Source organism: Paenibacillus sp. JT22N12 (genome assembly GCF_056269365.1).
The window spans coordinates 104,730-121,177 of the sequence record NZ_JBWDNU010000004.1 but is presented as its reverse complement, the minus strand read 5'-3'; the positions used below and the strand labels follow the sequence as shown (position 1 = coordinate 121,177).

Below are 16,448 nucleotides of genomic sequence, written 5' to 3'. Positions count from 1 at the left end.
CCCGGCAATTACTCTTAAGCCCTCTTCTCATTTCAACACTGACTTCATTTCCCGTACGCCGCGCTAGCCGCTGACACGTTTGGCAAATAAAAAACGTTCCTTCCAAGAATTATCGAACTCCGATATCGTCACCCCAGGATCGCCATAGGTCTGGATAATCCGGTCGCCGCCCATATAAATGCCCACATGTCCTACGATACGGTTCGTGTCGAACCTCCCGGGCGTATAGAAGAACATCAAATCCCCCTGCTGCAGCTGACTGGCCGGCACGGTCTGCCCAATCTCCGACTGCTCCTTTGCCGTCCTTGGCAAATCGACGCCAAAATGGCCGTATACATACTGGACGAAGGAAGAGCAATCGAATTTATGGGTTTCGCTGTAGCTGCTGGAGCCAAAATCGTAAGGCGTACCCATATATTTTTTGGCATATTCAATTAAATCGCTTTTATCGACCGATACGGAGAAGCTCTTGATCTGCTCCCGCCGCGGGGCAACCTGCTTGAGTGGAATTCGGGTGCGGTCGTCGATGGGTGTGATGATGATCTGCGATCCCTTTTCATTCCAATTCACCGGAGTTTCCAGCAATGATGATAACGCCTCTGTCGTGACATACGGCTTGCCATTGAATAATTTGGGAGCCTGCGGCAGCGTGATGATGTTGTCTCCAGAGAAAGCTTGTTTGTCATTCACCTTCAGCCAATAGGCAGCATCCGTATTCCCCAGCGCCAGGCGGCCGCCCAGTTTATGCACGTCAAGACTCATGGAGGCTGCGCTTTCCTTCAAGGGAACCCAGACCAGCCCGCCGGTTTCTCTGTAAACAGGAACATGCGTGAAGGTGGAATGATTCGCCACCCTCAGATTGGCTGCCCGGACGGTCAGCCCCGGCGCACTGGCGGTATCCATCCCCAGATGCTCTTTGGCACAGCCTGTCCCCCACGCGATCAGGATTGTCATGCTGACAGCCAGGGCGGCCCGGAATGACGATTGTTTGCGAAGCATGCGAGAGATACCACCTTTTCCATTATTTATGGATTAGGTTCTTCTGCATGGGTGGAAATTATACGAATGGGGGCCGGTTGATAGCCGAGTAATTGGGACTTTAATATCCGTCAATCCTGAATAACTGTCAGCAGCTGCTCCAGGGGCGTTCTGGGCTTGGGACGGGGGATTTTGTCGAAATAACCCAGATGCAGCGTGCCTACGATTCTTTCCACCGGCATGAGGCCAACCGCTTTATGGAATTGGGGATCCCAATTGTATTCATTCGTTTTCCAGACGACACCGATTTCCCGCTCCCATGCCAGCAGCTGGATGTTCTGGATAAGCGCGGCCGCGGCTGAAAATGCGTCTTCCCAGTATTTTTGCCGGAGATCGGCTTTAATGACAACCAGCAGATGAGCCTGCATCAGATGGCAGTACTGCTTCTTGGCCCATTCTCCGTATTGGTCCACAAACTCCTTCGAATAGGTCAGCTTCACCGCTTCGGCAAATTTCTTGCGCCCCTCCCCCAGGAAAAGGATAAACCGCCAGGGCTCCTTCCTGGAATGAAAAGGTGCCCAGCCCGCTTCGCGTAACAGCTCCATCACCACTTCCTTCTCCAGCTTCTTGCCGTTGAAGTCACGTATGGTTCTCCGCTCACGGATCGTTCTGCTCAGATTATGCAATGTGGTTTCCTGCCTCTCCCCGCCGACAAAACCTCCCCGCACCGGAGGAGCTGCCGGCTCCTTAGTGGGCCTGCCCCTTGGTTAACATACCGGCAGCTTCTTTCATCGTCTCGCGGATGGTCGTTATATCTGATCCGTAGTACTTGTCCGTATCAATAAAATAGAGCTGTTTATTCTTGACTGCGGAAAGGCTCTTCCAAAGAGCCGACTGCTCTATTTCCTTGAAGTTCACTCCATTCGAGGTTAAGACCGTGCGGTGCAGTCTGCAGGCATAAACGGGTTGCATTGTGGCATTAGCGGCAGCGCCCAGGGCATGCAAGTGCTCCGGGACTGCCGCTGCCATTCCTATGAGGGATAGCGTCAACGTACGTTTGTTATCATGTTCCGTTGTCGCTCGGGATTCAGGATAATTGAGACTGAGCAGCAGACTGCAGCCTCATACTCATTGCAAGCCAAATACATTGAACAAGAATAAGGAACAGAACGATCAAATCATAACCCATTCCGGTAATTTCATTGCCGGGGAACCGGATGAGATTATGCAGAAAATGGAAATCAAATAACGGTTATTTTTTCCGATTCGTCAAGAATTTTTTGGTTTTTGGTTATGATGAGCCAAGATACCTTCCGGGGTGGGAAAGGAAACAAGCATCCCTAAGATAAGGACGTGACCCGACCAGCGCATGGCTGTCGGCATCCCGTCCTTATTCTTTGAATATTCACCTTTAAACATCTATGGCTTTACCGGCCCGCCGGCCGTCTCACCGCTTGATCAGGGAGTACAAGCTCCGCAGCCTTGCCATCGTAGCGCACCTCTACCGTGCCTCCGGGGACAGCGATGCGCAGATGAAACGGCTTCATACCCGGAGGCAGCTGCGGCTCAAACGAAACCTCTCCCCATCCCGGCCGCGCCGGCTTCAGGCCGATGATATCCTCGATGACCACGGGGATCGGCGCGCTGCCCCAGGCATGGCACAGACTGGTATTCCATTTCTGGTCCTTGCCCCAGGCCTCAAAGCAGCTGGTCGCTCCCTCACGAAGCATCTGGCTCCAGGAATGCTCGTCATCTCCGGTAATCAGCTCATAGATCAAAGGGTATTCTCTCACGCCGGCCAGCGCCTTCAGTACAAAATAGGCCATATAGACGCCGCAGCTGAACCGTTTGCGGCGGATTTCGGCAACGAGCGCAGTCACTGCTTCCTCCGGCGCCAGTCCGAACAGCAGAGGGAACACAACCGCATGCAGCGAGCTGTGCCCGCTGTTCACTGCATCCGCGAACAGCCTGCTCTCCGGCCGGTAGAAAGCTGCGAGAAACGCGGTTTTGAATGCCGGGAGCGAGTCCTCATAATCCATCTGCAGCTCATCCTTGATCTCCTGCACCGTCTTCATGCAGCCGTAATAGAGCGCGTTGATCACATTATGGCAGCCGTCTCCTGCCGGACGCGTCAACGGAAAGTCGTAGCCATCCCGCAGATTATCCGGCCAATCGACGAGGTTCCATTTGTCCTTGACATCGGCCAGCAGACCGTCCGCACGGCGGTACTTCCGGAAATATTCGACGATGCCTTCGGCATAAGGCAGCATCTCCCGTAAGAATTCGGCATCCCCTGTATGCCGGTAATAGGTGAGCAGCTGCATCGGCCATTGGCAGGAGAAGTCTGCGATTTCCTGCATGAAGTTCCCCGGCGCCACCGCCATCATACCCGGACATACCGCCGTGCTTAAGGCAAAGTCGCGAAGCGCCTTCCGGACCAGACGCGAATCGCCGCTCACATACAGATGCGCATGGCCGGTAATGGTATTGTCCCCGAGATACTGCCCCTTCTCCCGGCTTGGACAATCCACGTAGGATTCCTGAGCGCAGTTGCGGACGGCCCGGCCGCAAATATCCCAGATGCCGCTTAACAAGCGGTCCTCCGAGCGGAAGCTGCCACTCTGCGCGTCTTTCAGCGGATAATGGCGCACGACAGCCGCGAACGTCTGCTCGTCCAGAGCCCCGTCCGGCCCGATGACCTCCACATAGCGGAACGCCTTATATTCGAAAGGCTCCAGCTCGTCCTCGTGCCCGGACAAGGTCCATTGTTCCCGGTAATTGCAGCTGCAGCGCATTTCATAACGTACATGTCCCTCATCATCCTGTTCTTCTCCGCAGCGTATTTCAACGACCGTTCCTGCTTCGCCGCGGGCCTTCATCGTGAATTGGCCGGTAATCTCCTCTCCGAAATCTACCAGATAATGATCAGCCCCGATCCGCTGCAACCGGGCTGGATTCTTCCGGTATACCTCCACGGGAGGCGTAGGCTGCTCGAAGAGCATGTAACCGGTATGCTCCAGCCCGAGCGCGGCTGGCGCCAGCCAGCCGGAGTCGTCATAACCCGCCGCGCGCCAGCCATGGAAGGCAAGGCGGCTGTCGATATGCTCGATATATTGGGTGTCGTAGCCGGTCGTGGCTGCGTCCCCGGCGCCATATTCCATCGTGCGCGCACAGCGCCAGCTTTCGTCCGTTTCCGCAAGCGGCTCTGGTTCGCCCGCCGTCGTCAGCTCGGCAATCAATCCCTGCCGCAAATCCCCGCTGTTGTAGGCCCGGTTCACCAGCCCCTGGTAATATATATGGACGGCGATGACATTGCGCCCGACCGCCATGTAAGGAGTGACATCCAGCCGGTTGTAATGATAATGGAACGGATATCCCTGGGCCGGACCCTGCGCGACAAATATTCCATTGATATAAAGCTTATAATAATCGTCCGCGCTGATATCCAGCGCCAGCTTCTCCAGTTGCCCCGCTGCCAGGTCAATCTCTTTGCGGAACAGGGTATGATGATGCTTCAGCTCCGGAGGGTGCACGCTTCCAGGCTGTGGATCTGCCTCCTTGTGCAGCAGCCCGATCGGGGCCATGCCCTGAAACTCCGGATGCCGGATCCAGTGCGCCTGCCAATGTTTATTCATGTATGCCTCCTATCGGCCTTCCAGTTCCGACGCTGCGCTTCTGCGGTATTCGCCCGGCGTCAGGCCCATTAATTTTTTGAATACCCGGTTAAAGGAAAAGTAATGCAGATACCCCACCCGTCCCGCGATATCCTGGATGGAATCAACGGTCGTCTGCAGCAGCTCCTTCGCCCGCAAAATCCGGATGCGGGCCAAATAGTCGACGAAATTCTCGCCGATTTCCTCCTTGAACAAACGGCTCAAATTGCTCTGATGGATGCCATATTCGGAGCTGAGCAAGCCCAGAGATAAATCAGGACTGTGATAATGAGCTTCGATGTAAGCTTTGACATTGCGAATCAGTTCCTGATTTTGCTTGCCGGGACGGAGTTGTTCAAACCGTGCGGCGGCCTCGTCCAGCAGAGCTTCAAGCCGCTCCCGGACGTCCTCCAGCGTGTCGAAGTCCTTCAGCACGCCGCTCAGCTCCGGGGTCACCCGGTCCCATGCCTCTTTGTAAGGAACGGGGAGGTCCCCTACCTCCTTGGAGATATGAAAAATCATGTATTGCAGCAGATTGACCATATCCTGGCGCAAAAACAGCCGGCTTCGCATATGATCCACCAGCTCGGCAAACTTGATCTTCCAGTCTGCATCTCTCAGCTTGAAAGAATCTGCAATGCTGCGGATCAGCTGCAAATAAACAAACGAATCCAGTTGAAAACCGCGCTCAGTATCGCTATAAGCAATGATCCGGTTCATACCCGCAGAGGATTTATAAGTCAGTGCCTCCTCGGCTTCATCGAAGGAGCGCGGAACGTCTCCCAGCTCCTCCACAACTGACCCGATCCCGATTGTCACCGTATACTCCAGATTATCCTGAATCCAGAGCCGGATTCTGTCGCACAAGACGGCAACCTCCGAGCGGAGTCCAGGCTCTGGCTCTTCCGTGCGGAACAGCACGGTCAGCCGCTCGTTCTCCAGCCATTCCGACCAAACAGCTACTTGCATCTCGGCAGCCGTTTCCTTCACGACGCTTGAGATGACGAACTTGATCAGATTCTGATCCTGATAGCTGTACGCTCCGCAGAAGCCGGGATATTTATCGATATCCAGAATGCCGATCCCAAGCTCCCGGAAACCGGCCGTCATTCCGAATCTTCCGGTCTCTTCCTCCCAGGCAGAAGCGTCGATTCTCCGTTCCCCGCCAACCAGCTCGATGAAGAAGGTTTTTCTGCGGTAAACCAGATTCTCATGATGAACATCGGTGTACAAATTCGCCATTTCCAGCAGATGATCGAATGCCGTCTCGAAGAACTGCGGCTGGCCGCTGGCCATCACCGCCAGCTCCTTCGATCTGGATTTGGAGTAGGACTTGATGCGCCGGACTATGGCGTCAAGTGGCGAGGTATAACGCCGGGTAACGAACACGATCCCGACCGTTCCGAGCAGAATCACCGCAAAGCCGAGCGCAATCCAGCCATAGAAGAAATTCAGAATTACCCCGTATGCCGACCCGCCGATCAGGCCGGTCCGCACCTCCCACATCATGTAGGAGGATTTCACCAAAGACATACCCTGCAGGTTGCCGTTCACCGAACCGACGATCGCCCGGCCCGAAGCATCATATACCGCCGTTGAGCCGACATTCTGAGTTGTCATCTCATCCACCATGCCCCGAATTCCACTGACCGAGACATTGATGACGAGAAACCCCCGGCTCTCGTACTGCAAAGGCACCTTGCGGACCAGCGAGACAACCGGAGTGAGGGGATCGAAGCTGAAAAGCCTGTAATCGCGCACTCCCGTCCATGTATAGGGAGCTTCTCCGCCTGCCAGCTCCTCCGCGAACTCGTGATCACCGAAGTTGTCGCTGGACATAATCGCATTGGAGGTCAGTACCCGGCGGTCCGAGTCCCGGTACAGATAGATGGAGTGGATCAGCGGGTAGCTGACTCCCATGGTTTTAAACTTGTTCGCCAGCCGGCTGTTGAGCAGGTATTCGCTTTCGCCAGTGTCGTCTTTGCGGAACAGGAATGCCTGGATATCGGGATCAGTATCGAGTTCCCTGTAGAATACCCGGTCGATATTCTGCAGGGCAGACTCCAGCGCCTGCATGACATATTTGGCATAGCTGTCGTTGGCTTTGGCCGTTTGCTGGCGCGACATCTGGCTGACGGTCATGAAGAATACGAAGATCAGGAAGAAAATGACCAGATAAAATATCGGCAAATACGTGGACAGCAGCCGTTGAAACCACGATTTTGTTTTCATCGGCATCCCCCTTCCTTCCGAGCCAATCTCCGGTAAAGGCGAAGATCCTACCGGTATCGCGTCATACGCAGCCGGTAGGGAAGGTCTTTCATTCCATTAAAATTTCATATCGTAAAGATCTTTGGTGAATACCCAACTGTCTTTATTGGCCGCATACCAGTCGGCATACCACTTCTCCAGCTTCTCGCCGTCGGACTTTTTCCACAGCGATTTCGCATCGGCGGCGGCCTGCTCCACCGTATAACCTTTGCCACTGACAATCGCCTTGTTCCACAGGTCGGTTACCGGCTGGTTCACGTTGTTGGCGATGAACAGCATGTCTGCGGGCAGACCCGGCATATAACCGTCCATCGTAATCGCCGGTATAGGCTGATCCTTGGAGATGTAGAGACTGTAGGCTTTTTTCATCATGTCATAAACATCCTTGTCCAGCGGCTTGGACTGGTCGAGATCCTCCAGATATTTGGTAAATTCATTGATCAGATGCTGCGATCCGATCATCCGGAAATCGCCCAGCCAGCTGATCTCCTTATCATATTTATCTTTGTCGAGGGTGACTTCCTTGCCATTCTCCATTTTGTAATGAACGCCCTCGAGGCCGTACTTCATCGTTTTGACTGTGGATGCGCTGCTCAGGAAATCAACAAGCTGTATCACCCCCTCGGGGGAAGCCGCTTTGGCATTCACAACACCGGACATTTGTATCGGCGCATTGAAGCCGGGGCTGAACTGGCCGTATTTGCTGCGCGGAACGGCGATAACCATCAGTCTGGCATCGGGATTATTGCTTTTGAGCGTCTGATACTGGGTATAAATCAGATGCACGTTACCCGTCGCTCCGTAGATCCCGGTCTTGCCCTGGAGGAAATCCTGCTCCGATTTCTTGCCGACATTGTCCGTCAGATAGTCCTTGTCAACGAGTCCTTCTTCGAACATCCTCTTCTTGTAGGAAGCTGCCGCTTCGGCCCGCTCCCAGTCCCTCACCAGACTGCCGTCATTGATAACCCAGGAAACATTCTGGAACATGGTGTCGACCCAGCCGCCGCCGGCGCCGCTCAGATTGGCACCGAATGTATCCGCTTTTCCGTTGCCATCCGGATCCTTGTCAGAAAACGCTTTCATGATATCGAAAGCTTCTTCATCGGTCTCCGGCACCTTCAGACCCAGCTTGTCCAGCCAGTCCTGACGGATGAACAGAAAGTTGCCGGGAATGTAGCCAAGAACCCGCCCGATTCCATAAAGCTTGCCGTCCGGCTTCGTTCCGAGCGTCCGAAGCAGCGGATATTGCTCCAGCAGCTGCTTGTAGTCCGTGCTGTATTGATCGATAAGATCATCGAGCGGCATAATCTGCTTCTGTGTGTACAGCTGGTTGAGGAAGTTCGTGTCGTAATCCAGTATCAGGTCTGGCGCCTGGCCTGCGGCCAGCAGTGTGTTGAATTTCTTAACGGAGTCGGATCTGGGCACCGGAATGAACTTCACGTTGACTCCCGAGTTTTCGTTGACCCACTTGGTCCACAGATTATTATCCACCGTACCGATATCCTGCGGAATATTGCCGCGGTCATACATCGACACGGTAATCGACGGTTTCGATTTCCCGGCCCCGCCGGTTTCGCCCGAGGCGGAAGATGCCGGCTCATCCCTGGAGCAGCCGGATAGGATGACCGTCAAAGCAAGCAGACCCGACAATGTGCAGCCTGCCGTTTTTCTCATATAACCTTTCATGAGACACTCTCCCTATTCAATGAATTCTCCTGTTAAAAGGTTTTATCCTTTAATAGCCCCGATTAAAATCCCTTTGATGAAATACCTTTGCAGGAAAGGATAAAGGATCAGCATCGGCACAATCATGACCACAACTCCCGCCGATTTGATGGACTCCGGCGTAATCGAAGCGAAATCCTCTGGAGACATGGTGCCGATCTCCTGAAGCAGCGACTGACTTTGAATCATCTGCTGGACGAGCACGGCGAGATTGAATTTTTCCGGCGAATTGATGAACATCATGACATTGAAGAAGGAGTTCCAATGGCCGACGCCATAGAACAGACCGAGCGCCACGATGACAGGCAGCGACAGCGGAAGGAATACCCGAAACAGCAGCCTCCACTCCCCGCAGCCGTCGATTCGCGCTGCCTCCACCAGTTCCTCGGGAATCCCCATGAAGAAGGTGCGCATGACAAGCATATTGTATACGCTGACCAGGCCCGGCAGCCAGAGCGCCCCGTAGGTATTGATCAGTCCCAGCGACTTGACCAGCAGATAACCCGGGATCAAACCGCCGGAGAACAGCATGGTGAAGACGATAGCCAGGGTGAAGAAGCGTCTGCCGTACATATAACCCCGCGACAGCGGGTATGCGCAGAGCAGCGTAAACAGCAGATTCAGGAACGTGCCGACCAGCGTAATCTGAATGCTGTTTCCGAGTGCTTTCACAATCTGGGTACCATTCACCAGCTTGTCGTAGGCGACAGCCGTAAAGCCGACCGGCCACAGCGATACCAGCCCCGACACAATCGCATCCTGATTGCTGAACGACAGGGCAAGCAGATGCACCATCGGCAGAATGCAGCTGAGGGCAAACAACGACAGAATAATGGCATTCAGTGAATAAAATAGTTTCTCTCCTCGTGAATCTCTCATCTATGTCCCACCTGCCTTACCATAATCCTTGATTGTAGCGCCGGGCGACCCAGTTCGTTACCAGCACCAGTGTCAGCCCAATGAGTGATTCGAACAGGCCAAGAGCCGTCGCCAGGCTAAATTGCCCCCCGTTGATTCCGGATTTGTAGCTCCAGGTGGAGATAACCTCCGATATGCTGGATACGACCGAGTTCTGAAGCACGTACACCTGATCAAAGCCGACCTCCATCACGCCGCCGATCGTCAGGATCAGCTGGATCACGATGGTCGGGATGATCGAAGGAAGCGAAATATGCCAGATATGCCGCCATTTACCGGCACCATCCATACTTGCCGCCTCATACAGGGACGTATCGATGGCCGCGAGCGCCGCCAGATAAATAATCGCTCCCCAGCCGGCTCCCTTCCAGATACCGGCCCCGACGAAGATCGAGATCCAGGAGCCTTCATTGTACAGGAAGGCGTAGGGTTCGCCGAACAGCGCCTCCACCATCGTGTTGACGATGCCCGTCTGCTGGGAGAAAATCGTAATCACGATCTGCCCCACGATAACCCAGTTCAGAAAGTGCGGGAGAAAGACCGCGGTCTGGACCGCTTTCTTGAACCACAGCTTACGGGCCTCATGAATGAGCAGCGCCGTCAGAATGGGAAACGGGAAGCCGACGACGATTTGCAGAAGACTGAGGATAAACGTATTGCGCAGGATGTTCTGCATATTCGGATTGGAGAACAGCAGCTTGAAATGGTCCAGTCCCACCCAGGGACTTCCCCATATCCCGTCGGTGAAATTATAGTCTTTGAAGGCGATCACGAGCCCGAGCATCGGGATGTACCTGAATACGAGGAAGTACGCGATGATCGGGATAAACATCACGAATAAAGGGACGTTTATGAGAAGACGTTTTCGGTCGAACAGTCTTCGGCGGTCTTTCGCGCGCCTCCGGGCCAGTGTATTTTCCATTTTTCGTTACCGCCTTTATGCAAATCTCTTTCGGCTGCAGCCAACTCCCATGCTAAAGCAGGCGGGGGATGCCCACAAGCCACAACTTTTTTAGAACACACATCTTTTGCAGAGCCAGTCAGGACGCTGCCTCCCGGGCCCTACACACATATCCTGGCGGAGTATACTTGGCTTGTTGGCCATGCAGCTAACGTCAACCAACTTCTTAGCTATGATACTGCACGCAAAAAGGAGCGCCCCCCGACAGGAAGACGCTCTTCTTTTCAAACAGTGATATCCGGATCCATTGCTCACAGCTTACTGCTCCAGCTGTCCATGAAACAGCTCGCTGTACAGCCCCTCCTGGCCCAGCAGCTCTTCATGAGGTCCCTGCTCCACCAGACGTCCATCCTTGAGCACCAGGATGCGGTCAGCCTCGCGGATCGTGTTCAGCCTGTGGGCAATGACGAAGCTCGTTCGCCCCTCCATCAACCGCTTCAAGCCCTCCTGGATTTTGATCTCGGAAACGGTATCGATGCTGCTGGTCGCCTCATCCAGCACGAGAATGGCCGGATCCGCCAGAATGGCGCGTGCGATGGCAAGCAATTGGCGCTGTCCCTGACTAATGCCGCTGCCATCGGCAATCAGCACCCGGTCATATCCGCCGGACAGCCGCATAATGAATGAATGGGCATTGGCGAGTCTGGCGGCTTCCTCCACCTGGCTGTCGGTGGCATCCAGCTTGCCATACCGTATATTGTCGCGGATCGTGCCTTCGAACAGAAAGGAATCCTGCAGCACAAAGGCCATATGGGAGCGGAGGCTTTCCCGCCGGATCGTCCGGATATCCCGCCCGTCTAGCGTGATCGTGCCCGCATTCGCATCATAGAAACGGGAGAGCAGCTGAATAAGCGACGTCTTGCCGGCTCCGGTGGGACCGATGATCGCTATCGTTTCGCCAGGCTTCGCTTCAAAGCTGATCTCCTTAAGCGTATTTCTCCCCTCCTCATAAGCGAAGGACACCTTATGGAAGACGACCGCGCCTGCCACCGCATCAAGCGCTACCGCCGTACTCTCGTCCACATCTTCTTCCTGTTCATCCACGATTTCGAATACCCGCTCTGCTCCTGCAATGGCGGACAAGAGGGTATTCCACTGGTTCGCCAGATCATTAAGAGGTCTGGTAAACTGCCGGGCATACTCGACAAAAACGATAATAACCCCAACGGTTATCGCCCCCCGAATGGCCAATATTCCGCCGACACAGGCAATAATCGCAAAGCTTAGATTGTTGAGCCCGTTCATCAGCTTGGGAATGAAGCCCGATATGGTCTGCGCCCAGAAACCCGAATGCTTGATGCGCACATTGCGTTCATGGAACTCTTGAATTACCCGCTCTTCCTGGGAGAACGCTTTGATAATCCGCTGGCCGGACAGCGTTTCTTCCACAAACCCGTTCAATTCTCCCAAATTCCGCTGCCGCTCCCTGAAAAGCGCGCCTGTCCGCCGCGTAATCCACCGCATGCCAAGCGCCATCAGCGGAACCACCAAAAAGGTGAGCAGCGTAAGCAGCGGACTGAGCAGCAGCATGACAATGACCGTGCCCGCCAGCATCAGCACGCTGGATAACAGCTGGATCGCCGAGCTGTTGAGCGTTGAGCTCACGCTGTCGATATCATTGGTCATGCGGCTCATGAGATCGCCCTGCCGGTTTCTCCCGAAGAACGGAATCGGCAGTCGGTGCAGCTGTGCGAAGAGATCGGTGCGCATCCGCAGCACGGTTTCCTGGGCGATCTGGATCATCCAGATATTTTGCAGCCAGCCCACAATGGACTGAAGCACGTAGACACAGGTCAATCCAAGCAGAAACAGCAGCCATGGCCTGCCTCCCGGCCCCTCCAGATAATCGTCAATCGCCATGCCGATCAGATACGGACCAAGCAGAGTAAGCCCGCAGCTTGCAATAACCAGCAGCATGACCAGTGACAACCGTCCCCTGCGGTGGGACAGATAATGCCATATCCGACTGAGCGTTCCCTGCCAGTCTTTTGCCTGGGCTTTGGCCCGCTTGCCCGCTGGAGAAGCGTCGGGAACGGCATCTTTCACGCGCGGCCTGGGGTACCTGAAGGGTTCACTTAAAGCTTCCCACATGGGCTGCCCCCTCCTTCCCGAATTGGGATTCATAAATACGCCGGTACAAGTAGTCGCAGGCCATCAGCTGCCCGTGGGTTCCCTGCGCAATGAGACTGCCCTCGTCCAGCAGCAGAATCAGATCCGCCCCAATCGTGGAGCTGATCTTCTGCGTAATCAGGAGCGTCGTGCAGGACATCCCTTTGAGCGCCTGCAGCAAGGCGGCTTCCGTTCTTACATCAAGGGCGCTGGTGCTGTCATCCAGGAGCAGAATAGCCGGCATGCGGATCAGGGCGCGGGCGATGGACAGCCTTTGCTTTTGCCCTCCGGAGAGATTGATGCCTCTCTGTCCGAGCAGGGTATCGTACTGTTCCGGCAGCCTCTCGATCGTCTCGTGAATTTGCGCCAGCCTGGCCGCCTCCATCACCTGCTCCATACTGGCGTCCTCCAGGCCCCAAGCGATATTATCGCGTATCGTGCCCGAGAACAGCAGCACCTCCTGGGACACATAGCCGATGGAGCGGTGCAAATATTCCATATCCAGCTCGCGGGCATCCCGGCCGTCGATGCGGACGACCCCGGAGGTTTCCTCATAAAGGCGCAGAACAAGCTGCATCAGCGAGGATTTGCCCGAGCCTGTAGCCCCCAGGATTGCTACGGTGTCGCCCGGACGCACCTTGAAGGAAATGTCCACCAGCACGCGAGCCTCCGATTGCGGGTATTGGAAGGAGACATTTTCGAACTCCACGCCCCCCTCACACAGCCCTTCGGGCTTTCGGCCCGACCTGACCGGCGCTTCGCTGTCCGTATTAAGCGCTTCATCAACCCGCTGGGCAGACGCCCGGGCTCTGGAGAAAGCCGCCACAATCATGGAGAAGGCCGACAGGGCACCTGCCGTTCGGAGCGAATAATTCACTACCGCCACCACCTCGCCCGCAGTCGCCGTCCCCATGCTTATTTGCTTATGCCCGAACCACAGCACGGCAATAATGCCGGCGTTCATGATCAGCAGAATAAAAGGCATGGTAATCTCCGTCAGACGCAAAGCGGAGACCGTGCTCCCCATTAATTCCTGGCTCAGCCGTGCAAAACGGCCTGCCTCTTCCTTACGCCGGACAAACACACGGATCAGCCGCATGCCGGTCAAATTCTCCTGCATCACGCGGTTCAGCGTATCCAGTCTCATCTGGACTCTTTTGAATAAAACGGAAGCTCTCTTCATGATCCAGATGACGAATACGAGCAGCGCGGGAACGGTCAAGGTGAGCAGGAATCCCAGCTGTACATGCACGACAAGCGCCATAATGATGCTCCCGATGACCACAAGCGGCATGCGCAGCATGAATCTTAGTCCCATGAATACCGTATCCTGAAGCTGCGTGACATCATTCGTTAACCGGGTAATGAGGGAAGAAGTGGCAAAGCGGTTAAAAACCGGATAAGCGAATCCCTGCACCTTGGTGTAGAGAGCCTCCCGGACATCGAACGCAAACCCCTGACTGGCATGCGAGGCAAAAAAAGAGCTCAGAATACCTGCGATGAATGCGGCAACCGAGCCTCCAACCAATATTCCGCCCCACAGCAGCACCACCGACGTATCCTTTTGCGAAATACCTTCATCAATAATGACCGAAATCAGATAAGGCTGAATCAGCTCCACCGCCAGCTCAACCAGCACCATAACGACAGCCATGCCGGCTGCCAGCCTGTATTTCCCCAAAAAACGCAAAATGTTGGTCATGCCGTGTTCCTCCGCCAAATTATGAACTCTTCACTTATCCAGTCGTTTTTCCAGCGTCATTCCACCATTGCCTCGTTGTCAGCTTTCTCTGGGCGGTCAGCCCCTGCATTCGTTTCTTTAAATCATTATATACAAGTTATATGCCTTAAGGCGATTGGCAAATCGATAAACCTGCGGTCAGCAGACTGATTCCTCTCCCCCCGCGCTTGCGCACATCCAAGAAAATCCCGCATAATGACAGGCTTTTTCGCCAGAGACGGTTCTCCTTGATTGTCTATAAAAAATAAGAGACCGGATACCGATTCTACTGAATCAGAACCATGCAAAAGATAAAACGGCTCCTGCCTTCCCCTGGCGACCAGGTGAATTTCTTCCTTCAAACCCAATATAGATTTATTGGAGCTAAACATCATGCGCTCTATGAGGCTTGAGGAACAATTGCAATTTCGAACCGCCCTCTGAGCTGAATTTATATGCAAAAAAGACACCCCCGCACCTACTGACATTAGTGGTTTTGGAGGCGTCTTTACCTGCTGCGATTCCATTCAGGAAGCCCGTTCAACGAACACTCATCTCAATGGCAGACTCACATCGCAGCTGCACAGCTTTTATGCTCGGGCAGGCTTCTTCATTCTTGCCGCATATTCGGCCGCGAGGAAGCCGAGTCCGCCGATTAATGACACCACAGCGGCAAAATAATACATGCTGGAGCCGCCATAGTTGTCGTTCAGCCAACCCCCTACGGTAGCGCCCGTCATGCCGGCCAGACCGAGAAAGACCATCGCCAGCAGCGATTGGCCGGTGGCGCCCAGCTGTCTGGGCAGCACGCGCACCGTATAATGTACTGCGGATATCCAGAAAATCGCAAAGGTTACGGAAGCACCCGCCTGCAGCAGCAGGATCTGCCACGGCTCCGAAGCCCAGGCGTAGAACAGCCAGCGGATGGAATAGAGAATGCCGACAATTCCAATAAGCACAAATTCATGAATACGCTTCAGGTACCGGCTGAGCAGCAGGAAGGCAGGGAGCTCCACGATGGCGGAGAGCGCGAACCCCCAGCCGACCTGCGTATCCGAAGCGCCATTTTCTTTCATGTACAACCCAAACATGGCATCGTTCATGCGATGGGGAATTGTAATGACAAAGACCAGAAGCAGGAATAAGAGAAACGACTTGTTTCCGAAGATTCCCTGGATCGAACGCAGCGTCATACGTTCTCCCTCGGCGGGCTCGTCCTTCAGACGAAACAGCAGCAGAATGGGGATAATCCAGACTCCCCAGAAAAGGTAGCCCAGCTGCTGAATTCCACCCATAGCCTCCAATATATAGCCCCCTGCCACCGCGATCGCCGTGAAGCCCAGCGAACCGAACAGACGAATCGAGCCGTATGTCGCTCCCCGCCGTTCGACCGCCTGTATCGTGATGCTGTCCAGCAGCGGGAAGGAGGGCTGGAAGAACACATACATCAGTATAATGAACATGAACGTCATGGCATAGGCCTCGGAGACGAACAGGCCGATGCTGAAGAGAATTGTCAGAATCCAGAGCAGGAAGACCACCTTCTTAACGGTCTGCATCCGGTCGCTGACATAACCCCAAATCGGTTGAAAGAAAATAGCGATCAGCGGCCCCGCCATCAGCATCGCCCCGATCTGGGAAGAGGAGTAGCCCTTCTCCGCAAAATAAAGTGGCAGGAACGGCGTTGCCACGCCGCTTGCCGCATACAGCCAAAATTGCAGTCCCCGAAGTGTCCCGAGCTGTTTGTCCACGATCATTCTCCCTGCCTTAAAAATAGCGTGATGTGTAAGCCATCCTTCATGACGATTTGCTTTCCTGAAAACATAATGCAGCCTTTCCTTGACTACAGTGCTGGCTGTACACATCCACTCGCTCGAAGAGTCCTAAGCGGGTCTTACCCGCTTGCAGCGAGTCACCACCGCTTTTCTGACGCTCCAGCACGGATATACCTGACTACAGCAGCCGCTGTACTCACCCAACCCGCTCGAAGTTAGTTCCAAGCGGGTTTTACCCGCTTGCACCGCTTCACCGCCGCTTTTCAGACGCTCCAACACCGAATAACCTTACTGGAGCAGTGGCGGAGCGCCCCCGGATGATGTAAACGAGTTACTTT

At 54.5% G+C, this 16,448-nt stretch carries 10 protein-coding genes; all 10 read right to left on the bottom strand.

What is annotated here, in order from left to right:
* Positions 1–63 precede the first annotated feature (63 nt).
* The 10 genes from AC0YOA_RS16180 to AC0YOA_RS16135 all read right to left on the bottom strand — a co-directional run bounded on the left by AC0YOA_RS16180 (position 64) and on the right by AC0YOA_RS16135 (position 16,086).
* Positions 64–999 (bottom strand): C40 family peptidase, encoded by a 936-nt coding sequence (locus AC0YOA_RS16180; protein ID WP_475787470.1) that lies wholly within the window; start codon positions 997–999, stop codon positions 64–66.
* A 110-nt stretch (positions 1,000–1,109) separates the two neighbouring features.
* Positions 1,110–1,706 carry a nitroreductase family protein gene (locus AC0YOA_RS16175; RefSeq protein ID WP_475787469.1) on the bottom strand — a complete coding sequence of 199 codons (597 nt, stop codon included), beginning with the start codon at positions 1,704–1,706 and terminating at the stop codon, positions 1,110–1,112.
* Between the two features lie 699 nt (positions 1,707–2,405).
* Positions 2,406–4,613 (bottom strand): family 78 glycoside hydrolase catalytic domain, encoded by a 2,208-nt coding sequence (locus tag AC0YOA_RS16170; RefSeq protein ID WP_475787468.1) that lies wholly within the window; start codon positions 4,611–4,613, stop codon positions 2,406–2,408.
* Positions 4,614–4,622: 9 nt separating this feature from the next.
* On the bottom strand, positions 4,623–6,863 hold the full coding sequence (locus AC0YOA_RS16165) for a helix-turn-helix domain-containing protein (RefSeq protein WP_475787467.1): 2,241 nt from the start codon (positions 6,861–6,863) through the stop codon (positions 4,623–4,625).
* A gap of 96 nt (positions 6,864–6,959) precedes the next feature.
* On the bottom strand, positions 6,960–8,588 hold the full coding sequence (locus tag AC0YOA_RS16160) for an extracellular solute-binding protein (protein WP_475787466.1): 1,629 nt from the start codon (positions 8,586–8,588) through the stop codon (positions 6,960–6,962).
* A gap of 42 nt (positions 8,589–8,630) precedes the next feature.
* Positions 8,631–9,506 carry a carbohydrate ABC transporter permease gene (locus AC0YOA_RS16155; protein ID WP_210045030.1) on the bottom strand — a complete coding sequence of 292 codons (876 nt, stop codon included), beginning with the start codon at positions 9,504–9,506 and terminating at the stop codon, positions 8,631–8,633.
* Between the two features lie 16 nt (positions 9,507–9,522).
* Positions 9,523–10,467 carry an ABC transporter permease gene (locus AC0YOA_RS16150; RefSeq protein ID WP_475787465.1) on the bottom strand — a complete coding sequence of 315 codons (945 nt, stop codon included), beginning with the start codon at positions 10,465–10,467 and terminating at the stop codon, positions 9,523–9,525.
* A gap of 297 nt (positions 10,468–10,764) precedes the next feature.
* Positions 10,765–12,597: an ABC transporter ATP-binding protein gene (locus AC0YOA_RS16145; RefSeq protein ID WP_475787464.1), complete on the bottom strand. Its 1,833-nt coding sequence runs from the start codon at positions 12,595–12,597 to the stop codon at positions 10,765–10,767.
* Positions 12,578–14,317 carry an ABC transporter ATP-binding protein gene (locus tag AC0YOA_RS16140; RefSeq protein ID WP_475787463.1) on the bottom strand — a complete coding sequence of 580 codons (1,740 nt, stop codon included), beginning with the start codon at positions 14,315–14,317 and terminating at the stop codon, positions 12,578–12,580. Before AC0YOA_RS16140 ends, AC0YOA_RS16145 begins: the two co-directional genes overlap by 20 nt.
* Before the next feature lie 608 nt (positions 14,318–14,925).
* On the bottom strand, positions 14,926–16,086 hold the full coding sequence (locus AC0YOA_RS16135; protein WP_379113778.1) for an MFS transporter: 1,161 nt from the start codon (positions 16,084–16,086) through the stop codon (positions 14,926–14,928).
* Positions 16,087–16,448 lie beyond the last annotated feature (362 nt).